Consider the following 24,604-nt stretch of genomic DNA (forward strand, 5'->3'; position numbering starts at 1 on the left):
ACTAATCCACGGCGATGACCACATCTGAGGCTTTAATGGCAGCATACGCTTCTTTTCCAACTGCTATACCCAACCGTTCGGCAGAGTGCTTAGAAATAATGGCTGTTATTTCTATGCCTGGTGCAACTTCCAGAACAATTTCGGCATTGACCATGCCCACCTGGAAGCTTTTTACAGTTCCTTTAAACAAGTTGCGAGTGCTGATTTGCATGATTTCTCCTTTGTTGAACAAGCAGAGCAACAGGGGTGTTGACCGAACTGAACAAGAGAGGAGCTTGCCGGATGGTCATTCAACACCGGTTTCAATACTATCAGATGCTTATCGTTGCCTCTGGGGAGGAAGGGCTGCCAATAGTCTAGATTATGTATCTTAAAGATACAAACTGCAACCTCTAATGGTCAAAGTACCGAGCGATTGGTGGATTTTCCTGTTCTGAAAGTCGTCACGGGTCAAAGAAGAATGGCTATGAAACGAAGAACTGCAATGTTATTCCTGGGGATCCTGGCCGCTCTGGCTTTGAGGTGGGGGTCGGCTCCCGGCTTGGCGCAATCTCAGCCCATTTTGGTGGGGGCTGCGGTGAGCTTGCAACCGGCTTTAACGGAAATCGACCGGTTGTTCACCGCCCGCTATCCCGACATCAAGGTTGAGTACAACTTCGCCAATTCCGGCTCTCTCCAGCAACAGGTGGAGCAGGGGGCTCCTTTGGACGTGGTATTTTTCGCAGCCGCCTCTTTTATGGACGCCCTTGCCCAGCAAAACCTGCTGGTGGCAGGATCCCGGCGGGATCTTCTCAGCAATCGCATGGCTCTAATTGTGCCTGCCAATGCCAGAACCAAGGTTCAGGATTTTGCCGACTTGGTGGCGGAAGAGATCCGGGTTCTGTCCATTGGGGATCTGCAGGCCATGCCTGCCGGACGCTATGCCCAGGAAATTCTCACCGAGGCGGGGGTGTTTGAGACGCTGCGGCCCAAGATGGTGTTTGCCAGCACGGTGCGGGAAATTTTGACGGCGGTGGAGCAGGGCAATGCCGACGCCGGGATCCTGTTTACCTCGGATGCTCAGCTTTCAAATCGGGTGCGAGTAGTGGCTACGGCGGATCCCATTACGCCAATTATCTACCCGGTGGCATTGGTGCGCGATACTCCCGCCGGACAGTCTTACTTGGAGTTTTTAACCTCAGAAGAAGCAGCAGAGGTGTTTGTGAAGTACGGCTTTATCCGCCTGTGAGGGATCCCTCTGCAATGGCGCGGATGAGTTACTCCAAATGAGCGACTACGACCTATCCCCGCTTTGGATCTCCCTACGGATTGCCGGCTTGGCCACAGCTATCACCTTTGGGGTGGGGACGCTGGCGGCTTACGGGATGTTGCACTACCGAGGTCGCTGGCGCTCTCTCATCGAGGCCCTCTTGTTGGCGCCGCTGGTGTTGCCGCCCACCATGGTGGGCTTCCTGTTGCTGCTGCTGTTTGGCCGGCGAACCCTTCTGGGACAACTTTTGGCCTCGCTGAACTTGTCGGTCATCTTCACCTGGTATGCCGGGGTGATCACGGCAGCGGTGGTGGCCCTGCCCCTGATGTACCGCACGGCCCTGGGAGCTTTCCAGCAGATCGACCCGACGCTGGTGGCGGCAGCCCGCACCCTGGGAGCAAGTAGGGCCAAGATTTTTACGCGGGTGCTGATCCCACTGGCCTTGCCGGGGATCCTAGCGGGGGTTACCCTCAGTTTTGCTCGCGCTCTGGGGGAGTTTGGCGCCACCTTGATGCTGGCAGGCAACATCCCAGGCCGCACGCAAACCCTGTCCATGGCCATCTTCTTTGCCGTTCAGGCGGGGGATATGCGGGGGGCGGCCATCAGCTCGGCCCTGGTCTTGGGGTTGTCCTTGGGGGTGATGACGGCAGTTAACCTTTGGTTTCAGCGACAGCCCTGGCAGCGACCTCCCTCTCGTCCTCTACAGGTTCTCACCAGAAGGGATCCGGATTTCTCAACTCCGGCCCCTCGCCTCTGGGTGGACATTGACAAGAAGCTGCCCCAGTTTGAGCTGCAGGCGCAACTGAGCTGCGACGGGCGGCCATTAGGACTGCTGGGGGCCTCTGGATCCGGCAAAAGCCTACTTTTGCGCTGCATTGCCGGGATCGAAACCCCGGATGGTGGGCGCATTTTGCTCAACGAGCGGGCGTTGTTTGACGCCGAACAGGGGATCCGGCTGCCTCCGGCTCAGCGACGGGTAGGGGTGATCTTCCAGAACTACGCTCTGTTTCCCCATCTCACCGTCGCCCAGAACATCGCTTTTGGGATCCCTGCGGGCTTGAGCGAAGCGGAAAAACAAGAGCGGATCCAGGCCCAGCTGCGGTTGGTCAAGCTGAAGGGCTGGGAAAACCGCTATCCCACGGAGCTCTCCGGAGGACAGCAGCAGCGGGTGGCCCTGGCGCGAGCCTTGGCTTCTGAGCCGGAGATCTTGCTGCTGGATGAGCCTTTTTCTGCTTTGGATGCCCACCTGCGCAGCCAACTGGAGCAGGAGATGGGGGAAATCCTAGCGGGCTACAAGGGAGTCACGCTTTTGGTAACCCACAACATTGAGGAAGCCTTCCGCCTCTGCGGGGATCTGGCTGTAATGGAGCAGGGGCGAATCATTGCCCAGGGGGACAAGCGTCAGCTATTTGAGGCTCCCCCCTGCCTTAGTGTGGCGCAACTGACGGGTTGCAAAAACATCTCGCGGGCCAAGCTCCTGGGCCCTCAACGGGTGCTGGCCTTGGATTGGGTCTGTGAGCTGCAGGTACAGGGATCCCCAGCGGGAGAATACATCGCCATCCGCGCCCACCACCTCACCTTCCGGCCCGACGGGAAGCTGCCCAACACGTTTCCCGCTTGGCTGGTGAAGTGGAGCGAGACCCCCCACCGGCTGACCCTCTTCTTTAGGCTGGGCGGTCCTCCTGCCCACAGCCAGGACTACCACCTGCAAGCCGAGGTGTGGCGGGAGCGCTGGCGAGAGGTGGAAGGTTGGGGATCCCCGTGGTGGCTGCAGTTGGATCCCCGGCATCTGATGGTGTTTTGAGTCTGGGCTTAACACCCGTCAAGTGGGTTCTTCGCCCAGGCAATAGCCCCGCGGGGTAATCAGCCGGTCTCCATGGCGAAAGGTCTGAGAGTTGCCGATAAAGACCAGGGTGAGCATGTCCACCTCCTCTGGATCCAGCTCCCCCAGGGTGGTAAGGCGGAGAGTTTCGCCAGGGCGGTAGAGGTTGCGGGCCAAAGCCACGGGGGTATGGGCGGGTCGGGCCTGCAGAAAGATCTGTAGAGCCTTGAAGAAGGGATCCACCCGCTGCCGGGAGCGGGGGTTGTAAAGGGCCACCACAAAATCGGCAGCTGCAGCCGCCTGCAGGCGTTTTTCGATCACCGGCCAAGGGGTAAGCAAATCCGAGAGGGAAATGGCGCAGAAGTCGTGCATCAGCGGAGCCCCCAGCCGGGCAGCAGCCGCCTGGAAGGCAGAGATCCCCGGCAGCACCTCCAGAGAAGGGCGGATCCCATCCCAGCCAGAGCGGACCAAGCACTCCAACACTAGCCCCGCCATGCCGTAAATGCCCGCATCCCCCGAAGAAATCACCGCCACCTTCAGCCCCTGCTGCGCCCAAGCGATGGCCTGTTTGGCCCGCTGCAGCTCTTGGGTAATGGGAGAGGCCTCCCGGATTTGGCCGGGGTGCAAAAGGGGATCCACCAGATCCAGATAAAGCTGGTAGCCAACAACCACATCGGCCTGAGTTAAAGCCATACGGGCAGCCAAAGTCAATTGACCCAGATCCCCAGGACCAGTGCCGATGAGCCAGAGGTGGCCGCTGCGAGGGGAATACTCCTGCGCCGCGCGGGCAATGGCCAGGGTGCAGGCCCCTTCGGTTTCTGACGTGAAGACCTGCTTGGGGCAGAGAAGAGTTGCCTTCCCCTCCGCAACGCAAGAGGGCCTCTCAAAAGCTCGGTCACCTCTTCCCCAGATCTGAGCCGCCAAAAGAGCAGCCGCCTCGGCTACGGAGGGAGTGCCCACCGCCTGCCGAACGGCCTCCGAAGGGTGGGGAACCGGGATCCCAGCCAAAGCCTCTGCCGGGAAAAACTCAATGGGCCAGCCATAGGCTTGGGCCAGCTCCAGAAGACCTGGCTCGTTTTGCTTCAGCTCCAAGGTGGCCAAGCCGGCAATGGCCTCGAACGCCAGCCCATGGGCCTGCAGCAGGCGGCGCAGGGATCCCTCTAGCCAAGCGCGGGTGGTGCCCCGCTCGCAGCCCACCCCCACCCACAGCACCCGCGGATGCCAGTGCACTGTCGGGATCCCCGTGGGAGGGGAGAGGTATTCCCCAATCCAGATCTGGGCAACGGGATGGGGAGGAGAGGAGGCCACTAGGGGATGATCTGCCGGCCAAGCTTGTCGCCAAAGCCGCGTGCCGCAGGTCTGGTGAACGGCCACCGGCTCTCCCCGCGTCAAGGCGGCTGCCACCCCGTTCCAATCTCCAGCGCCCCGCCGCCAGCCGTAGGGATCCCCCAGCAAATCCAAAGGCGGGATCCCCAGCCCCTCGGAAGCAGAGGTGAGAACCGGCTGGGCTCCCAAGGTAGCGGCCACCTGCCGCGCCAGGGCATCGGCCCCCCCCACATGTCCCCCGCACAGGCTAATAGCCCAGCGACCGGCTTCGTCCACCACCACCACCGCTGGATCCCGCTGCTTGTCCTGCAAGAGGGGGGCAATGAGCCGCACCACCGACCCTGCGGCCAAGATGAAGAGACAGCCCTGCACCTGGGGCCAGGTTTGGGCAACGGCTTCTGCTAGGGAGCCTGGCGCTGTGGGATCCTTGGGATCCCCGTAAGCCTGCCAGGGGGAGGGCAGCCCCTGCGGGTCAGCTTTGCTCCAGCAGCTCACCTCCTTGCCCAAGAGCGGGATCAGAGAGTTGGCCAACCGGCGGGCGCGCGGGCTGGGGGCAAACAGAGCAAGCTTCATCGAGCGTGGGCCAAGGCCAGGATTCTCCCCGGATCCTATACTGGACATAGAGCCACCCGCGAAGGGACAAGTGCCGATGGTCATCCCACCTGGACTGATGCTGCCCCTAATCCCCCTGGAGGTTTTGCTCTCCACGAAGGGGCTGATGTTTTTGCTGCTATCGGCCTATGGGGGGGCCATGTGGACATTCTTAAGCGGCGCTCCCCGCGTCCACACCATCATCGTGCCGGACTTGGAGCAGGCCAGAGGGTTTTACGAGAAGGTGTTGAAACTGCCGGAAGCGGAGCTGCCCCTGCAGTACTACTACGGCTACGAGCAAAGCATGGTCGGCTACAGCCTAGGATCCGCTTACTTTCCAGGGGATATTGGCCTCAGTCCCCGCTTCGATGCCAAAGCCCGTCCCACCTCTGGGCCCACCCAATTGGATACCCCCGGACTTTGGTACCAACTCTCCGACAATGTTCAATTGCACGTGATCCCTGGCTCTACAGATCCCTATGCGGGGTCCGGTTCCTACGGCAACGCCTCTAGGCCTAGCTCCTCATCTGCTTCTGCTTACGGGACTGTACCGGCAGCGGGCCGCAGCAGCGGCGTTCGCTATCGCCATGTCAGCTATGAGCGGGAGTCCCTTAAGGCCCTTCTGAAGCGAATCAACAAACAAGGGATCCGCAACAGCATTCGCTCCGAGAAGCCCTTCGTCTTTTGGGTGCGGGATCACCAGGGTCAGATTATCGAATTTGCCGAACTGAAAGGCTGACGGGATCCCCTAAGATTGTTAAAGGAAAGCCAAAAGTCGGCGGCGGGGGGATGCCAACGATGAAACGGGTGCTGCTGCTGGTGCTGTGTTTGCTGTGGCTCGGGGTGTGGGGCGGCCAGCCGGCCGTGGCTCTGTCGCGGGCCGAAGACAATCCGGTGGTGAGCGTGCAATCCCCAGCCAAGGACTTCATCACCACCGAGTCGGGATTGCAATACTACGACATCACTCAAGGCAGTGGGCCTTCGCCTCAGCCGGGGCAAACGGTGGTGGTCAACTACGTGGGCAAGCTACAGGATGGCACCATCTTCGATAGCTCCTACAAGCGCAATCAGCCTTTTATCTTCACCTACGGAGTAGGGCAGGTGATCCGTGGCTGGGAGGAAGGGCTGGCCACCATGCGGGTGGGGGGCAAGCGCTACTTGCGCATTCCGCCGGAGTTGGCCTATGGCAGCCGCGGGGCAGGCGGGGTGATCCCCCCCAATGCCACCTTGGATTTTGAAGTGGAGCTCCTGGCCATCCAGTAGATTCAGATCTCGCAGAGACCGAATATCCAGGCGGCATTGGGCTTGTGCAGGAACTCCCTTCCCCGGAACTGTCTTCTTCTTGGCGGCCCAGTTCTCTAGCAGCAGATCCTGCCCTAGAAAAAGCTCGCCTGCGCCAGCATTTTCGCCAGGTGCGGCAGGGGTTGGACAGATCCCTTATCAGTCAAAAGGTAGTGGCTCACTTGGCTTCTTGCCCCCAGCTCTTGGCTGCCAAAACCATCCTGGCTTACGTAGCTTTTGGCTCCGAGGTAGATCTGGGATCCCTGTTTGCCCTTTTTCCAGAGAAGCAGTGGGGGATCCCCCGTTGTCTGCCGCGGCGGCAAATGCAGTGGCACCGCTACCAGCCGGCTGAGCTTGTCCCCAACTGCTGGGGCTTGCTGGAGCCTTCTCCCGGCAGCACAGTTATCGACCCTGGCAAGGCGGATTTGATCCTGGTGCCTGCCCTGGCCTGCGATCGTTGGGGAAGGCGTTTGGGCTATGGCGGCGGCTATTACGACCGCTTTTTGGCCGCTTTGCCGGATCCCAGTGTGCCCAAGTGGGGCATCCTCCCCCAAGCCTGCTTGCTGGAGCAGCCCCTGCCTCAGGATCCTTGGGATCAGCGCCTGGATGGGATCCAAACCGAGGAGAGGTTCTACGAGACGGGGATCCCCTAGACTAAAGAGGGTGGGCCTTGGAGGAAAAACGATGAGCCAAGTTTGGAAGCCGGCGCAGTGGCTAACCCAAAAGCTGCGTCTTGTCTGCATGAGCTTTGGCTGTGTGGCATTGGCGGTGCTCTTGATGGGCTTTGGGGCGATCCCCCTGCAACTGAAGGATCTCCACGTCACCCCCTGTCCCGATACCCCCGAATACACCAACCTGGTGACCAGCAACGGCAACCCCATACCGGCCAGGTGCCTGTTCGTCGAAGGCACAGTGGTCAACCGCTCCAAAAATACCCTGCTGAACGCGGATGTCTTCGGTCGGCTTTACGATGCCAACGGCAACGAGGTTCTGCCGGAGCGTACCCGTCTGGGGGCCATTGCAGAAGTTCCTCCCGGCGAGAGCCCCTTTTCGATTCGCATCTCGGTGCCCATAACCAGCCCCCTGCCCCTCACCCTGGAGCAATTCAAGGCCAGCGGCTTCAGCGGTACCGTGCGTCGTTAACGTCTAAAGCTGGCGGCTGAACTCCACCTGGGTGGGGCGCTCAGGCAAATGGAGCTGGGCAACCACAGGCGGCGTTTGGGCGATCAGCCGGCCCCGGCGGAAGACATACAGGCAAGCCGGTTTCAGGCGAATGGCTTCGACGGCATCGGCGGCCTGGAGCACCACCAGATCGGCGTAGCAGCCGGGTTCCAGGCCGTAGCCTTCCAACCCCAGAATGCGGGCCGGGTTTTCTGTTACCGCCAAAAAACACTGGCGCATCTGCTCATAGCCAGTCAGTTGGGCGGCGTGGATGGCCATGTGGGCCACCTCCAGCATGTTGCCGCTGCCCAAAGGGTACCAGGGATCCATCACACAGTCATGACCAAAGGCCACCGTCAAGCCTGCGGCCATCAGCTCGGGCACCCGGGTCAGCCCCCGTCGCTTGGGGTAGGTATCGTGGCGACCTTGGATGACCATATTGACCAGCGGGTTGGCGATCACCCCCAGCTCTGCCTCGGCCATCAGGGGGATCAGTTTGCTGACGTAGTAGTTGTCCATCGAGTGCATGGAAGTTAGATGGGATCCGGCTACCCGCCCCTGCAAGCCCAGCCGCAGCGTTTCGTAGGCCAAGGTTTCCACATGGCGCGAAAGCGGATCGTCGGTCTCGTCGCAGTGCAGATCCACCCGCAGGCCGCGCGCCGCAGCAATCTCGCACAGGGCCCGCACCGAAGCTGCTCCCTCGGCCATCGTCCGCTCGAAGTGGGGGATCCCGCCCACCACCTCCACCCCCAAATCCAGAGCCTTCTCCAGAAGCTGCACCGCCCCTGGCGAGCGATAGTAGCCATCCTGAGGAAAGGCCACCAGTTGCAAATCCAAGTAGGGAGCCACTTTTTGCTTGACTTCCAGCAGCGCCCGCACCGCCAACAGGTTGGGATCGCACACATCCACATGGGTGCGGATGGCCAGGATCCCACGCGCCACTGCCCAGTCGCAATAGGTCAAGGCCCTCTCTATGACTGCCTCGGGGGTCAACAGCGGCTTCAACTCCCCCCAGAGGGCAATCCCTTCTAGCAAGGTGCCCGACTGGTTGACGCGCGGGATCCCATAGGTGAGGGTGGCATCCATGTGAAAGTGGGCATCCACGAAGGGGGGCGACACCAAGCGGTTGCTGACATCAATTTCTTGGGGGGCAGTGGCTTGTAAGTTGCTTTCCAGAGCCACAATGCGATCCCCCTGGATACCGATATCGATTCCCTTGCGGCCATCCGGCAAATTGGCCCGGCGCAAAATGAGATCCATATGTTGTGGCTATTTGTTTGAACTTAGGATGGAAAGAAGCAACTACAGTTGACTGAATGATAGGCCAAATCAGATAAAGATGTCTTAAATTACCTCAAAGCCCGAATTTAGGAAACCAGTTGATTGGGTTATTGCTCACTTTATAAAAGAAGGCTGTAGTCCCCAACAGCATCCGGTTGTGCAAGATATCAACCAAGTAGTCAGAGGGATAATCTATCGAGAGCTGATTTGAGAGGACTTGGCCCTTACATCCATTCCAACCGTCAGCGAAACTTCGTTGTCCATTACAAACAAGCTCCTTCTCAAAAAATTGTATTTCAGGATACATATTTTCAGGGATCCCCCCCTTAGGATAAGCCGAGCAGTAACCCGATCTCGAAGTAACTTCAACAGAAGCGACTATGGCACGTTTAGAACTCTCCCGGCGGGACTTCTGCCTGCGTTCTGGGGCTTTCGTGGCTGGCTTGATGGGGAGCCGCTGGTTGGTTCGCGATGCCGCGGTGGCTCAAGGAACCAAGCTGAAGGTGGCCGGGGTTTATACGGTTCCCATTGAGCAGCAGTGGGTGAGCCGGATCCATAAAGCCTTGATGACCGCCCAGAAGCGGGGGGATATTGACTATACCTGGTCAGAGTCAGTTTCCAACACCGACTACCCACGGGTGCTGCGTCAGTATGCCGAGAGCGGCGTCCAACTGCTGGTGGGTGAGGTCTTTGGGGTGGAGCGGGAAGCGCGGGAGGTGGCCAAAGACTATCCTAGGGTCAGCTTTTTGATGGGATCCAGCCTCAAGCCGGATCCTGCCCTGAGCAATTTTGCCGTGTTTGACAACTACATCCACGAGCCTTCCTATCTGACGGGAATGGTGGCCGGGGGGCTGACGCGCTCCAAAATTATCGGCATGGTGGGGGGCTATCCCATTCCAGAGGTGAACCGCCTCATGAATGCTTTTATGGCAGGGGCGAGGGAACTGCAGCCGGAGGTGAAGTTTTTGGTCACCTTTATCGGCAGTTGGTTTGATCCCCCCAAAGCCAAAGAGGCGGCTTTTGCCCAAATTGATGCCGGGGCGGATATTCTCTATGCGGAGCGCTTTGGGGTCTCTGATGCTGCTAAGGAGCGGAAGATGTTGGCCATTGGCAATGTGATTGATACCCAGCCGGACTACCCAGAAACGGTGGTGGTCAGCGCCCTGTGGCACATGGAACCCACCATCGACAGAGCCATTGCCGCGGTGAAGGCCGGAGAGTTTAAGGCAGAGGACTACGGGATCTACAGCATGATGAAATATGGGGGATCCAGCCTCTCCGACTGGGGAACCTTCGCCGACAAGGTTCCGGCTGAACTGAAAGCTAAGGTGATGCAGAGGCAGGCAGAGATTCTGGCAGGGTCTTTTGTTGTAGCCATCGATGACAGCGAACCCAAGTCCACCCTCTGACGCGCCTTTGGCTCTGAAGGTGGTGGGCATCACCAAGCGCTTTGGCGCTCTGCTGGCCAACGACCAGATTGATCTTGAGCTGCGGGCCGGGGAGATTCTGGCCATCTTGGGGGAAAATGGGGCGGGCAAAACGACACTGATGAACATCCTGTTTGGGCACTATGTTCCCGATCAGGGTCAGGTGTGGGTGTTTGGTCGGCCCCTCAAGCTGGGATCCCCGGCGGCTGCCCTGGCGGCAGGGATAGGCATGGTGCATCAGCATGTGGTCTTGGCCGATAATCTGTCGGTGCTGGACAACATTCTTCTGGGCACTCAGCCCCTGTGGCACCTGTGGTCTCGGCGGCGAGAGGGACGGCGGCGCATCCAAAAGCTGGCCGAGGAATTGGGGTTGGCCGTGGATCCCGAGGCCCTGGTGGGATCCCTGACCTTAGGGGAGCGGCAGCGGGTGGAGATCCTCAAGGTGCTGTATCGAGGGGCGCGGATCCTGATTTTGGATGAGCCTACGGCGGTGTTGACCCCACCGGAAATTGAGCCGTTTTTTCACACCCTACGGCAGATGGCCGGTCGCGGGCTGGGGATCCTGCTGATTTCCCACAAGCTCCAGGAGGTGATGCGCATCAGTGACCGGGTGATGGTGCTGCGCTCAGGGCGGGTGGTGATGGCGGGCAAGACGGCTGAGATCCATCCCACAGCTCTGGCGGAAGCGATGGTGGGGCAGCGGTTGGCGGCGGTGGTCAAAGCCCCTTTGTCTCCGGGGGAGACGGTCTTAGAGTTGCAGCAGGTCTCCTGTCGGGTGGGGCAGCAGCATCTGGAGCAGGTTTCTTTGACGGTGCGGCGTCACGAAATCGTGGGTATTGCTGGGGTGGCGGGCAATGGGCAATCCGTCCTGGCAGATCTGATCTGCGGGGTGATCCGGCCCCACCAAGGTCATCTGCATCTGTATGGCCGAGTCCTGCGGCTGATCTCTCCTGCTGAGATGGTGCGGCAAGGCATGGCTCGGATCCCGGAAGACCGCCACAAGACCGGACTGATCGGTTCCCTTAGCCTGTGGGAGAATTGGGTGATCGAGCGCTATCGGGATCCCGAATTCTCGCGGTGGGGGATCCTGCGTCACCGGCAAATCTATCAGCAGGCTCACACCTGGCTACAGACCTACGATGTGCGGGGGCTCCAGAGGGGGGATCCGCGGCAGGCGCTCCAGATGCCAGTGCAACTGCTGTCCGGCGGAAATATGCAAAAAGTGATCCTCTCGCGGGAGCTGTGTCGGGATCCCCAGGTGATTGTGGCTCACCAACCGACGCGGGGACTGGATCTGGGGGCTGTGGCCTATGTGCATGCCCAACTTCTGGCAGCAGCCCGGGCTGGAGCCGGGATCCTGCTCATTTCCGAAGACCTGGATGAATTGCTGAGTTTAGCGGATCGAGTGGCGGTGCTCTATCGCGGTCGGCTTTCCTCGGCAGTCCCGACCCAAACCACAACGGTGACCGCCTTGGGGTTGCGTATGGCCGGGCAGGAGGTGGCCGATGCGTGTTGAACCTCGTTCCACTGTGCCCCTTTGGCTGATCCTGAGTGCGCCGATGGCAGCCATTGTCCTGGCTTTCCTCTCCTGTAGCCTGCTGATCCTGTGGACGGGATCCCCGGTTTTGGCAGCCTATGGAGCTTTGCTGCGGGGAGCGGTGGGATCCCCCTTTGCCCTAAGCGAGACCTTGACTCGGGCCGTTCCTCTGATCCTGACGGGATTGGCGGTGGCGGTGTGTTTTCGGGCCAAGTTGTGGAACATCGGTGCGGAAGGCCAGTTTTATGGCGGGGCTCTGGTTGCCAGCCTCTTGGGCACCGGTGGGCTTTTGCTGCCGCGCCCATGGTTGGTGTTGGTGCTGCTGCTGGCGGGCTGGATTGCTGGAGGGCTGCTGCTGTGGATCCCGGCCTGGCTCAAGACCCAGTTCCAGGTGGACGAAGTGGTGACCACCCTGCTGCTCAATTTTGTCATTCTTCTTGGGATCAGCTATCTCCTGGAAGGCCCCCTCAAAGATCCTCTGGCTCTGGGTTGGCCCCAAGGTCGTGCCCTTGTGGATGCTGCCCTACTGCCGCGGCTGATCCCCCGCAGTCGTCTCCACGCCGGTTTAATCATCGCCCTGCTTGCTGCCCTGGGGGTGTGGGGGCTGGAGCAGTTCACCGTTTGGGGCCTAGAAATGCGAGCCGTAGGCGCGAACCCGGAAGCGGCCAGGTTTCTCGGCATCCCAGTCCGGAGAGTTATTTTATATACCTCACTGCTGGGAGGGGGGCTGGCAGGCTTGGCGGGAGCTTGTGAACTTCTCGGGCTCAAGGGCTATCTCACCTTGGATTTATCCCCGGGCTTTGGCTACACCGGCATTGTTGTTGCCCTGTTGGCCCAACTGCATCCCTTGGGGGTGGTGGGGGCGGCGGTCTTCATTGCCGGAGTTTATGTAGGGGCGGATACCATGGGGCGTAGCTTGGGCGTTCCCACCTATCTTGCCGATGTCATTGTTGCTGCTGCCCTGCTGTGGATGTTGGTCTGCATGGGATTGGCCCGTTATCGTCTGCGCTGGGACTGAGCACCCGTGTCTGCACTCCTGAGTCTAATCAGCTTAATCAGCACCACCAGCTTTTGGGTGGCCACCCTGCGCATTGCCACTCCCTTGCTCTTTGGCACTTTGGGCGAAGTCCTCTGTGAGCGGGCCGGCGTTCTCAATTTGGGCATCGAAGGGATCATGACCCTGGGGGCCATGACCGGTTGGCTGGTGGTCTATCAGGGATCCGGATTGTGGTGGGGCGTAGCCTTTGCTGCCGTCCTCGGTGCAGGTGTGGGCTTGATTCACAGCCTGTTGACCGTCCGCCTTGGGGTTTCCCAGCACGTCACCGGCATTGGCATTACCCTCTTGACCATCAATGCTGCCTATTTTGTCTATCGCATGGCCCTGCCCCAGGTCACCTCTCCCCCCAAAATCGTCCCCTTCAGTCCTTGGCCGATCCCCGGTCTCTCCAGCCTGCCCTTTCTGGGAGAAACCCTGTTTACCCAGCCGCCCCTCACCTACCTCGGCCTTCTCCTGGTGCCCCTCATGGCCTACATCCTCTACCGAACTCCGCTGGGCCTGGCCGTGCGCATGGTTGGAGAAAATCCCCAGGCTGCCGCTTCCCAGGGGATCCCGGTCTATGCCGTTCGTACCGGAGCGGTGATGGTGGGCAGCGCTCTTATGGCCGTGGCCGGTGCTTTTTTAACCCTCTCTGCGTTCGATGCGTTTTTCTTCAATATCGTCAATGGGCGGGGGTGGATTTGCATTGCTCTGGTGGTTTTTGCCGCTTGGGATCCCTGGCGAGCCTTGGCAGGGGCATTGTTGTTTGCTGGATTTGATGCCTTGCAATTACGCCTTCAGCAGCTTTGGGGCAGCCGGATCCCCTATCAGTTTTTCTTAATGTTGCCCTATCTGCTCAGTATTATGGCGTTGATTTTGGTCTCTCGCCGTGCCAAAGCGCCCCGCGCCCTTTTAATCCCCTTTCGCCCTGAAGAACGGATTTGACTACTGGACTTTCAAGAAGCCGAAAATTACTCCTATTGAGCCTTTGCCCTTGCCCCAGAAGCCTGTATGTCTTACGTCAAGACGATTGTCTGTTTCGCCAACTCCAGAAAAATGGCCGGTCGCTGTATTGCCGGCAAGGAATGGCAGAACGGAGAGCCAGGAGAATGGGTGCGTCCTGTCAGCAGCCGCCCGTCACATGAGGTCTCTGAACATGAGAGGTACTACGAGAGCGGTGGCGACCCAGAACTTCTTGATATTCTCTGTGTCTCTTGTGATACACCTCAGCCACTACCTCACCAGAGGGAGAACCACGTTATCAATCCAAAGCACCGCTGGAAAAAAGTTGGCCACCTGCCTTGGGAGGATATCAACAGTTGGCTAGACAACCCTGAGAATCTCTGGGGCACTGGCGAGAGCAGCTATGCTGGGTGGAACAACCGGTTAAGTGTCGGGCGAGAAAGCGGAGTTTCTCTTTACCTTGTACCGGTCGAGCATTTGCGTCTGTTGGTTGGTTACAAGGCACCAGGATACCCGAATTCTAAGCGTAGAGTGCGCGGCGAGTTTGTATACAAGGGAGTAAAATACTGCATGGATGTTACCGATCCTGTGATTGAACGGGATTTCCTAATGGGCGAAGACGGTCAATATGACATCCCCGATCCGGTGCTGTGTGTTAGCCTTAGCGATCCCTACTTGGGCTATTACTACAAGCTGATAGCGGCTGTTCTCTACTCAGGTCGACTCATATGAAATCAGAGATCTACACGATTGGTCACTCAAACCACGAGATTGATTTTTTCATAGACTTACTGCGCCAGTACAACATCACCGGTATTGGCGACGTTCGCTCACGTCCATATAGCCGTTACGTCCCTCAATATTCACAAGAAAAGTTGAAAAGTGCTTTAGCGGCAGCAGGTATTGCTTACGTCTTTCTGGGCAAAGAATTGGGAGGACGTAGCGAAAATCCGAGCTGCTATGATCAGGGTAGGATTCAGTATGAACGACTGGCAAATGAGCCAGCCTTCCTCGAAGGGATCGACCGTCTGATCCAAGGTTCTAGTCGGTATCGGATCGCACTGATGTGTGCTGAGAAAGACCCTATTGAATGTCATAGATCGTTGCTGGTGGCGCGTAAACTTTTTCAAAGTGGGATTCCGGTCAACCACATCTTGGCCAATGGCTCTTTGGAGACTCATGAGGCTCTAGAATCTCGTCTTCTTGCCCTTTGCAAACTTCCAGAGGGGGACTTGTTTAGAAGTCGGGAAGAGTGTATAGCCGAAGCCTATCTCATTCAAGGCAGGCGTGTCGCCTATCGAGATGAGAAAATGTCAAAAAATGATGAGCGGAGCGCGAGGCCATGAAGATATTTACGATAGGGTTTACGAAGAAAAGTGCAGAGCAATTTTTTAATCGCTTAAAACAGCCTGGTCTGGTTCGAGTTGTTGATACTCGACTTAATAACACCTCGCAACTGGCGGGATTCACGAAAAAGAATGACCTAGAGTTCTTCCTTCACGAGATCTGTAAGCTTGGATACATTCATTTGCCAGAATTGGCACCGACCCAAGAAATTCTTGATGCTTATAAAGCTAGTGGTGACTGGTCTAATTATGAGAGACAGTTTTTGTCGTTGATGGCCGAGCGTCGTATCGAAGATCAAGTGGATAAAAGTATTCTCGATGGAGGATGTCTGCTTTGTAGTGAAGCTACACCTGAGCACTGTCATCGTAGGCTGGTTGCTGAATATTTGCGCAGAAAATGGGGTGATGTTGAAATCGTGCATCTATGATAACTAAGAGCTGGCACTACGGCTTTTTCCGATTTATGCAGCTATTCCAAGTCGCAGCAGGATTCCGGCAACACGGAGCGAAAGGGATCCCTGACTGCCCAACCGATTTGGAAACTCTCTCACCGACAGCAAGCTCAATACAGGGATCCCAGCTTGGGCAGATCCAACACATTGACATCTTTGGGGTTGACCTTGAGCAGATGATGGGCGAGCAGGAAGCCTGTGATCGTCTGGGTTTGGCTGCCCCATGCGTACCTCGGTTGGGTCATGGAAGTATTCCGCCTACTTTTGTTCGAGAATGACCTTGGTTTGAATGTTGCACCCGTTGCTGATGACATCGCCGTACTGTTGCCCCCGCAACACTGGGCCAGTGTTTGCCACCGTTGCTTTTGGATCCCAAGTTCCTGCGGGCAGCTAGCGTGTATGGTAGATGAAAGCTTGTTTTTGGGTCTTTCCCCGTCCCCATGCCCAGGGCTAGCACCTCTCGCCATCAGACCGACCCCCGCTTCAGCTCTGCTATCGCTCCACGACGCTTTCCCGAACAGGCCAAAGGGTTAAAGCCCCACCAACAAAAGCAACTGCAACGGCTTTACCAACTGCGCCTACCCCCCAACCGCCTGGTGACGGTGGAGTTTGCCCAACGGCTGGGATCCCTGACCCAAGAGTTGGAAGGCCGGCCCATCAGCGTTTACCTCAACCGGCGCGGCCAGGTGATCCGCGTAGGGGTGGGATCCCCTTTTGAAACCCAGATTCCCGCTTGGGAATTGCCCCGCCAGGGGGCCGAGCGCCTATCCGGGATCCGCTGCATCACCACCCAAATGGGGGAGGGGGGCCCCGGTCAAAAAGCGCTGACGGCCATGGCTTTGCAGCGTTTGGATGCCCTCATCACCCTTTCCGTGTCCAAGTCAGGAGGGCACCGACGCCGGGGAGGAGCGGCTACGGGCTTTGTTCACCGGGCCTATCTGGCCCATCTGCTGCCGGAGGGAGAGCGCCGTTGGCAGGTTTCTGAGCCTTTGCCTTTGGGGATCCTGGCAGAACAGGATCTGCAGGAGCTGGTGGCGGAGCTGGAGGATGGGTTTCGGCGCCAGTTGACCGCCCGCCAGGTGGATCTGGATCAGGATCGGGCCATCCTGGTGGGGCTGCAGGAGTCCGGGCAGAGCTACGAGGATCTCATGGATGGGTTGGCGGAGCTGAGCCGCCTGGTGGAAAGCGCCGGCGGACAGGTGCTGCAAGCCCTCTGGCAGAGGCGGGAAGGCCCCAATTCGGCCACGGTAATCGGATCCGGTAAGGTGCAAGAGCTGGCTCTGCTGGTCCAGGATCTGGGCGCTAACTTGGTGGTGTTCGACCGGGAACTTACCCCCAGCCAGGTGCGCACCTTGGAAGAGGCGGTGGGGGTGCGGGTGGTGGATCGCAGCGAGGTGATCCTGGATATTTTTGCCCAGCGGGCCAGAACCCGGGCCGGAAAATTGCAGGTGGAGCTGGCGCAACTGCAGTATTTGCTACCTCGCTTGGCCGGTCGAGGGCGCACCATGTCGCGGCTAGGTGGGGGCATCGGCACCCGTGGCCCTGGGGAAACCCAACTGGAAATGGAGCGGCGGGCCATCCAGCGGCGCATCAGCAAGCTGCGGCAAGAGGTGGAAGAGCTGCGCCGCCACCGCCAGCGGCTGCGCCAACGGCGCGAGGGATCCCAAATTCCTGTGGTGGCCCTGGTGGGCTACACCAACGCCGGCAAGTCCAGCCTTCTCAACGCCCTCACCCATGCTGAGGTGTACGCCGCCGACCAGCTCTTTGCCACCTTGGATCCCACCACGCGGCGGCTGGAGCTGCCCGACCAGCAGGCGGTGCTGCTGACCGACACGGTGGGATTTCTAACCGAATTGCCAGACCAACTGGTGGATGCCTTTCAAGCCACCCTGGAAGAGGTGACGGAAGCCGATGCCCTACTACATGTGGTGGATCTGTCTCACCCCAACTGGGAAGGACAGATCGAGGCGGTGGAAACCTTGCTGGACAAGCTGCCCTTGGCCACTGGTCCCCGCCAGCTGGTGTTCAACAAAATCGACCGCCTCGACCCCGAATGGGTGGAAGACGTCCGCCTGCTCTACCCCAAAGCCCTGTTTGTTTCCGCCACCACCGGCCAAAACCTGGATCAGTTGCGCCACACCCTGGCCCAATTTGCTGCAGTTCTAAGCCCCAACCCCTTCGATAGTCAGGAACCCAGAGATCCCTAGAAGCATTCCATAAGGATTTCGCAACTTGCAAATTGCATTTATACCCCCTGTCAACATAAACATTCGGTTACATTGAGATCGAGATTGTGACCCGACTTAAAGTTAGGGAGAGAACATGGCCACCACTGCAGTTGCACCTCAAGTCGCACCTCGCCTGGCCCAGCCCCATCTGACGCTGCAAACTCTGCCCATCGGGGCCGACACCCTTGCCATTCGCTCCCAAGATTGGGATCGGGATCGATTTGATATCGAATTTGCTCTGGAAAATGGCACCACCTACAACTCCTTCTTGATTCGCGGCGAGAAGGTGGCCCTCATCGACACCTCCCACGAGAAGTTTCGCCAGTTGTACCTGGATTGCCTGCAAGGGATCCTAGATCCTGCCCAGATCGACTACCTGGTGGTCAGCCACACCGAGCCAGATCACAGCGGCCTGGTTGGGGATCTGCTGGAGCTGGCGCCCCAGATGACGGTGGTGGCCTCCAAGGTGGCGGTGCAATTTCTGGAAGATCTGGTGCATCGGCCCTTCCAGCGGCTGGTGGTGAAACAGGGAGATCGCTTGGATCTGGGCAAGGGGCATGTCCTGGAATTTATCTCTGCCCCCAACTTGCACTGGCCCGACACCATCCTCACCTACGACCACGGCACCCAGATCCTCTACACCTGCGACGTGTTTGGGATGCACTACTGCGACGACTTTGCCTGGGATGAGCATCCCCATCTGCTGCAGGCGGACTTTAAGCTCTACTACGACTGCCTCATGGGGCCCAACGCCCGCTCGGTGTTGTCTGCCCTGAAGCGCATGGAAGCCTTGCCTCCCATCGCTGCCATTGCTACCGGCCACGGCCCCCTGCTGCGCCATCACCTGTCCGACTGGGTGGGGCAATATCGCACCTGGAGCCTGGAGCAGGCCAAAGCCGAGCGCCTGGTGGCAGTGTTCTACCTGTCCGGCTATGGCCAGGCGGAAACCTTGGCTCAAGCCATTGCCCGTGGGATCCAAAAAACCGGCATCCAGGTGGAGCTGGCAGATTTGCGGCTGGTGGATGCCCACGAGGTGCGGGAGCTGATGAGCTTGGCCGCCGGTGTGGTGATAGGCATGCCGCCCCAATCAGGGCCTGAGGCCGCCACCACTCAAGTGCTGCTGAAAACCCTGCTGGCCTCTGCCCACAGCAAGCAGGGCTTTGGCCTGTTCGAGTCAGGGGGGGAAGACGACGAGTCGGTGTACCTCTGCCGCAACACCCTGCAGGAGATCGGCGCCAAAGAGGTGTTTGCCCCCATTCTGCTCAAGCAGCCTGCTGGCGAGGCCCTGCTGCAACTGGCCGAAGAAGCAGGTACCGACCTGGGGCAGTGGCTGACCCGGGATCGCAGCATTCAGCAGATGAAAGCCTTGGATGCCGACCTGGATCGCGCCCTGGGCCGCATTAGCAATGGCCTCTACATCATCACTGCCCGCAAAGGGCAAGCCACCAGCGCTATGCTCGCCTCCTGGGTAGCCCAAGCCAGCACCGATCCGCCAGGGATCAGCATTGCGGTGGCCAAGGATCGGGCCATCGAATCCTTCCTGCAGGTGGGAGATACCTTCGTGTTAAATGTGCTGCAAGAAGGCCATTACCAACCCTTGATGCGCCACTTCCTGAAGCGATTTCCACCGGGAGCCGACCGCTTTGCCGGGATCAAGACCTACCCTGCTGCCAACGGATCCCCCATCTTGGCCGATGCTTTGGCCTACCTGGAGTGCCGCGTGGTGAGCCGCCTGGAAACCAGCGATCACTGGGTGGTGTACAGCACCTTGGAAGCCGGTCGGGTCTCCAGCCCAGAGGGCCTCACCGCCATCCACCACCGCAAGGTGGGGAATCATTACTGATTGAGGCGTGAGCAGTGAGAAGGGAGAAGTGAGAGATGATCCCTCACCTCCAGCCCTTCTCCCTGGGGAAGCTGGGATCCCTGTAGCGAACAGACTCACAAATTCAATAGGACTGCCGATAGACCAACCCACTGGGATGTAGGAAAAAAGGGCTGTCTTCTCCCAGGCGGATCCCGATCTGCTCCAGCTGTTCCCCTTGGCGGGTCGCAGGCCCTAAGGGCAGCCCCTCTGTTCCCTGTTGAATCCTTTGGGATCCCTGCTGGGCTGGCCGATAAGGGACGCTGCCCAAACCCGAAGAGAGGGGATCTGAGGGGGCATACCTCTGTCGCCAGCGCTGGTAGGGGCTGACCGGTTCGGGAAAATGTTGCGTAGCGATAACCTCTGCCTTGTCGAGTGCAGTAGCAGTGTGGAGCACTTTCTGGGCTGTCGAGAGAGTAGAGGCAAGTGTTGACGATTCTGACAACTGCAACTGTGAAGAGGGCGAAAGGACGACCACCGGGCATGGCTCAGCTTGTGCCCAAGCCCCCGGCGCAAAAACCCAGGCAAGCCAGCAAAAGAAGATGGCACGCCGCACGGGAAGATCCCTCCATAAGCTCAACCCAGCCGCTTCTCAGGCCATTTTCTGAAGAGGCAGGACTGAGAGCGCAGCTCCCATCTTGCCCATGCCAATTTGCAGGCCGAGTGACCGGGATCCCCTTGGCTGGGTGATCTGGATCAGCAGACCCACTCTTGACCCAAAAGTGCTGCGAGGCCCCCAGCTCATCCGCACCGCTAGAGCAACTGACTATAGGGGTGTATGGTCATTTCAATTCAAACTTCGATTCAAACTAGGACATTGCACCCACACCTCAAACAGTGAATGATTGAATGCACGAGGCCAGAAGGCTTTTCAAGGACTCCGTCCCGCTGGCGCGATCGGTAGTCCAGGCGTCTCACCCTAAACTGAAACGACCATAAAGCGCGGTGTCCCAAGCGAGATTTCAGCGGCAGGGCAGTCAACTGCTGAAAAAATGTGCTTTGAGTGCCAAAGTTTTGGCTTGTTTCCGCGAACGGTGCCCAAGGGCAAGGAGCATGTCATGAAACCGCGGATTTGCCAGGATGATCTGCACTGCTGACCCGTATATAGGCGTGCCAAGCCAAGTCCAGCAGGCCATCCAACACCGCTGCAGCCACTGCCGGGCCTCCTTTGCGTCCCTCAGTGCGGATGTGGGGCACCATGGAATCGGCTAGCTCCTGCTTGGCTTGCACCACGTTCACAAACCCAGCCGGCGTGGCGATGACCAGAGCAGGGGCCACCTCCTTCTTTCTAATCAGCTGCACCAAGGTGGAGAGGGCAGTCTGGGATTGGCCAATCACAAAGATCGCCTCAGGGTAGCGTTGGGCCAGGGTTTCCAAGCCCCAAGCGGAGCGGGTCTTGTCCCTTTGGGGACGGGTAATCGCTTCGCTGCCGCAGTAGATGGGGTTGGAAAAGGTGTTCTGAACAGCCCAGGCAATGCCCACCTGTACCATCGGCTCATCGACCACAATGGTGGTACGCGCTGCCAAGGCCGCCGCCCCAGCCTGTAAGGCTTCGTTACCAAAACGGATGAGGTTCAAGTACTCAAAGTCGGCAGTAGCATAAATAACCCGACGAACCACCTCATACTCAGCAGGAGAAAGCTCGTGCTTGCCCACCTCCTGGTCGATGATCATCAAACTCTCTGCATCGGTTACGTGCCACTCCATCGATCCCAGACCCCGCCCGCCGTTTATCCTCAGTAATGACAGGATTGTACCTGCAGAGGCTCCAATGGGTGGGAAAAACCATCGCTCAACCTGGGGGCCAGCCCATCCCCCGACCGCCCAGAACGTGAATGTGGAGATGAAAGACGGTTTGCCCGCCGTCTTCTCCTTCGTTGATCACCAATCGGTAGCCTTTATTTAAACCTGCCTCGGCAGCCACCCGCTGAGCGGTCAGCAGGAGATGTCCCAGCAATGCCTCATGTTCGGGCTTGGCCTGGGAAATGCCGGGGATGGGCTCTTTGGGCACCACCAAAATGTGGACAGGGGCTTGGGGGGCAATATCTTTGAAGGCCAGGGCTCTATCGTCTTCGTAAACGATTTGTGCAGGGATCTCCCTGCGAATAATCTTGCCGAAAACTGTGTCGCTCATGGGTGCTCACAAATTAGTTCTGCCCTTAGCCTACCTGCTAACCGCACATTCTCCCACCCAGGTGGCGAGAGTGGCGCTCGGCACCTACTGCTTCAGCAGCCATTCAAATTCCTGCCGCAGTGATTGAATATGCCCCACTCGCGAGACCAACAGCGCATCTCGCCCAGCATCGCGAAAACGAGAGCGCCACATACTGACCAAATCGGGGTTGCTGCACCAAAAGCGGATAACAGCGTCGACCAACTGATCCAAGTCCCAGCCGCGCCGGGCCGGCACTTCCTCCAGGGATCCCAGTAACGCATCGAGGGTGCAGGAGCTGGTACCCAGGTATTCCACCCCACAGGGCCGCTGGGCCAGCTTCTGTTGCTGATGAAAGAACTGTAGAGCAGGGGCGATGCCGATGATCTCGAAGGTGTAAACCATGTTGCTCCGCAACGCTGACGCGACTGGGCTCAGTCCTAACTTTTTGCGAAAATAAGGGTTCTCAAAAAATGGGGTTCAGCAGTCTCTCGACCGGTTTGAAGTCGGGATCCCTTCCCAACTGCCGTCGATCTCTGATTAGGCATTGATTATACCCAACTTGGGCAAGCTGCCAAGCCGGAAAAAACGCTGCCCTGCTGACGCGAGCGGCAGATAGAGACCTTATTGAGGGATCACGGCGACAGCGCTATTGCCTTGGTGTCCGGTGCATTTAGCTAGACCGCCGGGGAGCCCCGCCCTCTGTGCATCAGCGTGAGTGCGGGAGTATGTCACTGCTGCAGGGATCCTATCCAAGTTGGTATTGTGTCTTGGGTCTTTTCTTGAGTGGGGGGGAGTTGAAACTGAATGCGCGGCTGCCCTACCCCATACGTGAGGGTGTAGCTCCACTGCAGGCAGCGCAGCCACAGGCGGGGGTAACGCGCTTCTAGCCAGGGCTGCAGGCGACGCAGCAGATTTGGAAGCCAGCCCCTGAGCAAAGCAGAGGTCAAGGCCAGGCCGGTATAGCTGAGGTAGGTGGGTAGCCACTGGGCAAAGCCTTTGGCCCCTACGGCCTCCCAGATCCACAGCAGCAGCCGTGGGTTTTGCAGGGCAGCTTTGATGGCCATGCGGTTAAACGCCAGCCAGCCGGCCCGGTCTTTGATGAAATCGTCCACCACCTCCGGCGGCTCGGTGGCGAGAATGCCGAAAAAGCTGTTGAGGGTGGCATTGATGCGCTCGGGGGGCAGCACCTTGCCGGTGGGCACCATCATCCCCCGCGAGAAGAGCCAGGTGACGGCCGAGTTGCCCTGGTAGGCCCGGATCTGGGCTAAGTCCGCCGCCCTGAGCAGGTCGTGGCGCAGCGCCGTATCCAGCAGATCGCACAGGCGGGGGCAATTGCGCACCAGGGATCCAAACCCGGTAAAGCTAAGGGGCGATTGCATGGCTGCCGCATCCCCAATAAGCAGCACCCGGTCAAACTCCGTCCCGCTGCCGCCAACAGGGTGCCGGTGCTGGCCAAATCGTCCGGGGATATAGCCGAAGGTCGCTTTTTTCCACTGCAAGCGCTCTGGGTCGCAGCGGCGGTATTCCGGCAGAATAGTGAAAAAATCTTCGTACAGTTCCAGCAGGGATCCGGGGTTTTCTGGATGCACCTGGTGGTAGTGGAACAGATAAAAGGTAAGATCTTCGCCTGGCCCGGGGAACAGCTCCCAAATGAGTTGCCGACCGCGGCTGATGTCCCCATGGCTGGCCAGAATGTCCCCAAACTGGGGATCCCATACCCCTGGCTCAAACCCCCCCGCAATGGTAGCCCCCACCGTGGGGCAGACGCTATCAAAAGCCCGATGGCGGTAAAGCTGCTGGGCAATGGGAGAGACTGTTCCCATAGCATCCACCACAAGGCGGGATCCCAGCCGAAACTCCTCGCCGGTGGGCAAATCCTTCAAAACCAGCGTGACGCCTTGTTCGCCAACATAGGCCCGCTGAAACTCGGTGCGCTCGTAGATAGCTCCCCCGCAGGAAGTGAGAATTTGGCCACAGAGCTGCAATAGCTTTTCCGCGTCAATGGCCAGATTGAGTACCGTCGGCGTGTGCAAAACGGGAGCGCGAACCGGGCTATTGCCGTCAAAAAACTTGTTGAACCCATCCGTGTATTCCCGCAGGATCAAGCTCTCCATCTGCTCGGCGCTCAAAAGGCCCAAATCCACCAGGGTTTGCAGCTCCCGCCGGGAGATGTTCCACTCGCGGTTCATGCGGCCAAAAGGGAGTCGCTCCACCAAGGCCACGCGGTAGCCCAAGCGAGCCATGGCCGCTCCATAGATGGCTCCCAGCGCTCCCCCCACGATGGCCAGATCCCACTCCACCGGGGCCGGCTCAGGGGCAGGCTGGCGAAACAATACTGGCTGAGCAGAGCGGTGGGCTGCGTGGCAATGTTGTACTTCTTCCCGCCAGCGCTTTTCCCACCAGTACACCCGCTGTAGGTCGAACTCGCCATTGGGGATCCGCCGAAAATACTTCACCGTTTGCGGGTAGAAAGGCTCAAGCTGATCGAAGATGGATCCCCGGTTCAGGTCGATCTGGGGCAACTGCGGGTAGCGGTGGGGAAATTGGCTTTGAATGGCCTGTTCCAGCTCTCCCAGCCAGCGAGCTTGGCGGGGGAAGGGCTGTTCCGACCACTGGAACACCTTGAGATAGGTAGTGTTCAGCCCCGACCACAAGAAAAGGGCCAGCTCAGCGCCGGATCCCTGTAGGCGCAGGCCCGTGGGGGTAAGAACCTTCTGGCTGCCTTGGGGCAGGGGGATACACTCCTGTAGCCAGCGCAGCACTTGAGCACTATCGGGGCAAGGGATCTCGCGGTAGTAAAGGGAAGTAAGCACGGCGCCGAGATAAGAAACCGAGCAAATCTTTACCCATTGTGACATGAGGGGATCCCTCCCTTTGCCGATCCCAGG

24 protein-coding genes are annotated in these 24,604 nt (G+C 58.8%); 15 read left to right on the forward strand and 9 right to left on the reverse strand.

What is annotated here, in order from left to right:
• Nucleotide 1: 1 nt before the first annotated feature.
• Nucleotides 2-211, reverse strand: a complete 210-nt coding sequence (locus tag NW870_RS03425; protein WP_414373910.1) for a TOBE domain-containing protein — start codon at nucleotides 209-211, stop codon at nucleotides 2-4.
• Nucleotides 212-466: 255 nt separating this feature from the next.
• On the opposite strand from NW870_RS03425, the gene modA reads away from it, so the two are divergent.
• Complete coding sequence (modA, locus tag NW870_RS03430; RefSeq protein ID WP_414373912.1) at nucleotides 467-1,228, forward strand: molybdate ABC transporter substrate-binding protein; 762 nt, start codon at nucleotides 467-469, stop codon at nucleotides 1,226-1,228.
• 37 nt (nucleotides 1,229-1,265) lie between these two features.
• Nucleotides 1,266-3,053, forward strand: coding sequence for a molybdate ABC transporter permease subunit (gene modB, locus NW870_RS03435; protein WP_414373914.1), 1,788 nt, complete (start codon nucleotides 1,266-1,268; stop codon nucleotides 3,051-3,053).
• Between the two features lie 18 nt (nucleotides 3,054-3,071).
• On the opposite strand, the gene cobJ is transcribed toward modB, so the two are convergent.
• Nucleotides 3,072-4,970, reverse strand: coding sequence for a precorrin-3B C(17)-methyltransferase (cobJ, locus tag NW870_RS03440; protein ID WP_414373915.1), 1,899 nt, complete (start codon nucleotides 4,968-4,970; stop codon nucleotides 3,072-3,074).
• A 76-nt stretch (nucleotides 4,971-5,046) separates the two neighbouring features.
• On the opposite strand from cobJ, the gene NW870_RS03445 reads away from it, so the two are divergent.
• Genes NW870_RS03445 through NW870_RS03460 form a run of 4 tightly spaced genes read left to right on the forward strand, consistent with a single transcriptional unit; the run spans nucleotide 5,047 to nucleotide 7,412 of the window.
• Nucleotides 5,047-5,727, forward strand: coding sequence for a hypothetical protein (locus NW870_RS03445; protein ID WP_011432060.1), 681 nt, complete (start codon nucleotides 5,047-5,049; stop codon nucleotides 5,725-5,727).
• A 59-nt stretch (nucleotides 5,728-5,786) separates the two neighbouring features.
• Nucleotides 5,787-6,251, forward strand: coding sequence for an FKBP-type peptidyl-prolyl cis-trans isomerase (locus NW870_RS03450; RefSeq protein WP_414373917.1), 465 nt, complete (start codon nucleotides 5,787-5,789; stop codon nucleotides 6,249-6,251).
• Between the two features lie 44 nt (nucleotides 6,252-6,295).
• Nucleotides 6,296-6,922, forward strand: coding sequence for a 5-formyltetrahydrofolate cyclo-ligase (locus NW870_RS03455; RefSeq protein ID WP_414355657.1), 627 nt, complete (start codon nucleotides 6,296-6,298; stop codon nucleotides 6,920-6,922).
• Between the two features lie 31 nt (nucleotides 6,923-6,953).
• Nucleotides 6,954-7,412: an FxLYD domain-containing protein gene (locus NW870_RS03460; RefSeq protein WP_414332474.1), complete on the forward strand. Its 459-nt coding sequence runs from the start codon at nucleotides 6,954-6,956 to the stop codon at nucleotides 7,410-7,412.
• 3 nt (nucleotides 7,413-7,415) lie between these two features.
• On the opposite strand, the gene NW870_RS03465 is transcribed toward NW870_RS03460, so the two are convergent.
• Complete coding sequence (locus NW870_RS03465) at nucleotides 7,416-8,690, reverse strand: amidohydrolase family protein (RefSeq protein ID WP_414373919.1); 1,275 nt, start codon at nucleotides 8,688-8,690, stop codon at nucleotides 7,416-7,418.
• A gap of 401 nt (nucleotides 8,691-9,091) precedes the next feature.
• Between NW870_RS03465 and NW870_RS03470 the strand changes: the two genes are divergently transcribed.
• The 7 genes from NW870_RS03470 to NW870_RS03500 all read left to right on the forward strand — a co-directional run bounded on the left by NW870_RS03470 (nucleotide 9,092) and on the right by NW870_RS03500 (nucleotide 15,448).
• Nucleotides 9,092-10,120 (forward strand): BMP family protein, encoded by a 1,029-nt coding sequence (locus NW870_RS03470; RefSeq protein ID WP_414373920.1) that lies wholly within the window; start codon nucleotides 9,092-9,094, stop codon nucleotides 10,118-10,120.
• A complete protein-coding gene (locus tag NW870_RS03475; RefSeq protein WP_414373922.1) occupies nucleotides 10,092-11,654 on the forward strand; it encodes an ABC transporter ATP-binding protein in 1,563 nt (520 codons plus the stop codon). The genes NW870_RS03470 and NW870_RS03475 overlap by 29 nt, the downstream gene beginning before the upstream one ends.
• Entirely contained in the window at nucleotides 11,644-12,693 is a 1,050-nt protein-coding gene (locus tag NW870_RS03480) for an ABC transporter permease (protein ID WP_414373924.1), read from the forward strand. The genes NW870_RS03475 and NW870_RS03480 overlap by 11 nt, the downstream gene beginning before the upstream one ends.
• A 6-nt stretch (nucleotides 12,694-12,699) precedes the next feature.
• Nucleotides 12,700-13,656, forward strand: a complete 957-nt coding sequence (locus NW870_RS03485; RefSeq protein WP_414373925.1) for an ABC transporter permease — start codon at nucleotides 12,700-12,702, stop codon at nucleotides 13,654-13,656.
• Nucleotides 13,657-13,722: 66 nt separating this feature from the next.
• Entirely contained in the window at nucleotides 13,723-14,406 is a 684-nt protein-coding gene (locus NW870_RS03490; protein WP_011432051.1) for a dual OB domain-containing protein, read from the forward strand.
• A complete protein-coding gene (locus tag NW870_RS03495) occupies nucleotides 14,403-15,020 on the forward strand; it encodes a DUF488 family protein (protein WP_414373927.1) in 618 nt (205 codons plus the stop codon). The genes NW870_RS03490 and NW870_RS03495 overlap by 4 nt, the downstream gene beginning before the upstream one ends.
• A complete protein-coding gene (locus NW870_RS03500; RefSeq protein ID WP_414373928.1) occupies nucleotides 15,017-15,448 on the forward strand; it encodes a DUF488 family protein in 432 nt (143 codons plus the stop codon). Before NW870_RS03495 ends, NW870_RS03500 begins: the two co-directional genes overlap by 4 nt.
• A 134-nt stretch (nucleotides 15,449-15,582) precedes the next feature.
• On the opposite strand, the gene NW870_RS03505 is transcribed toward NW870_RS03500, so the two are convergent.
• On the reverse strand, nucleotides 15,583-15,717 hold the full coding sequence (locus NW870_RS03505; protein WP_414373929.1) for a hypothetical protein: 135 nt from the start codon (nucleotides 15,715-15,717) through the stop codon (nucleotides 15,583-15,585).
• 195 nt (nucleotides 15,718-15,912) lie between these two features.
• Here NW870_RS03505 and hflX point away from each other — a divergent pair, with 195 nt between their 5' ends.
• Both hflX and NW870_RS03515 read left to right on the forward strand, forming a co-directional pair.
• Nucleotides 15,913-17,679 carry a GTPase HflX gene (hflX, locus tag NW870_RS03510; protein ID WP_414373930.1) on the forward strand — a complete coding sequence of 589 codons (1,767 nt, stop codon included), beginning with the start codon at nucleotides 15,913-15,915 and terminating at the stop codon, nucleotides 17,677-17,679.
• Nucleotides 17,680-17,794: 115 nt separating this feature from the next.
• Nucleotides 17,795-19,543: a diflavin flavoprotein gene (locus NW870_RS03515; protein ID WP_414373931.1), complete on the forward strand. Its 1,749-nt coding sequence runs from the start codon at nucleotides 17,795-17,797 to the stop codon at nucleotides 19,541-19,543.
• Between the two features lie 103 nt (nucleotides 19,544-19,646).
• Here NW870_RS03515 and NW870_RS03520 read toward each other — a convergent pair whose 3' ends face one another.
• From NW870_RS03520 to NW870_RS03540, 5 genes are all read right to left on the reverse strand, one after another.
• Nucleotides 19,647-20,117 carry a hypothetical protein gene (locus tag NW870_RS03520; RefSeq protein ID WP_414373932.1) on the reverse strand — a complete coding sequence of 157 codons (471 nt, stop codon included), beginning with the start codon at nucleotides 20,115-20,117 and terminating at the stop codon, nucleotides 19,647-19,649.
• 500 nt (nucleotides 20,118-20,617) lie between these two features.
• Nucleotides 20,618-21,268 carry a precorrin-8X methylmutase gene (locus NW870_RS03525; RefSeq protein WP_414373934.1) on the reverse strand — a complete coding sequence of 217 codons (651 nt, stop codon included), beginning with the start codon at nucleotides 21,266-21,268 and terminating at the stop codon, nucleotides 20,618-20,620.
• An 85-nt stretch (nucleotides 21,269-21,353) separates the two neighbouring features.
• Nucleotides 21,354-21,695, reverse strand: coding sequence for a histidine triad nucleotide-binding protein (locus tag NW870_RS03530; protein ID WP_011432043.1), 342 nt, complete (start codon nucleotides 21,693-21,695; stop codon nucleotides 21,354-21,356).
• A gap of 84 nt (nucleotides 21,696-21,779) precedes the next feature.
• The gene (locus tag NW870_RS03535; protein WP_414373935.1) at nucleotides 21,780-22,118 is read right to left on the reverse strand and encodes a hypothetical protein; all 339 of its coding nucleotides are present in this window, start codon (nucleotides 22,116-22,118) and stop codon (nucleotides 21,780-21,782) included.
• Between the two features lie 326 nt (nucleotides 22,119-22,444).
• Nucleotides 22,445-24,574 carry an NAD(P)/FAD-dependent oxidoreductase gene (locus NW870_RS03540; RefSeq protein WP_414373937.1) on the reverse strand — a complete coding sequence of 710 codons (2,130 nt, stop codon included), beginning with the start codon at nucleotides 24,572-24,574 and terminating at the stop codon, nucleotides 22,445-22,447.
• Nucleotides 24,575-24,604 lie beyond the last annotated feature (30 nt).

This window comes from Synechococcus sp. R50.1, from assembly GCF_047462115.1.
In the GTDB taxonomy this organism is placed as follows: domain Bacteria; phylum Cyanobacteriota; class Cyanobacteriia; order Thermostichales; family Thermostichaceae; genus Thermostichus.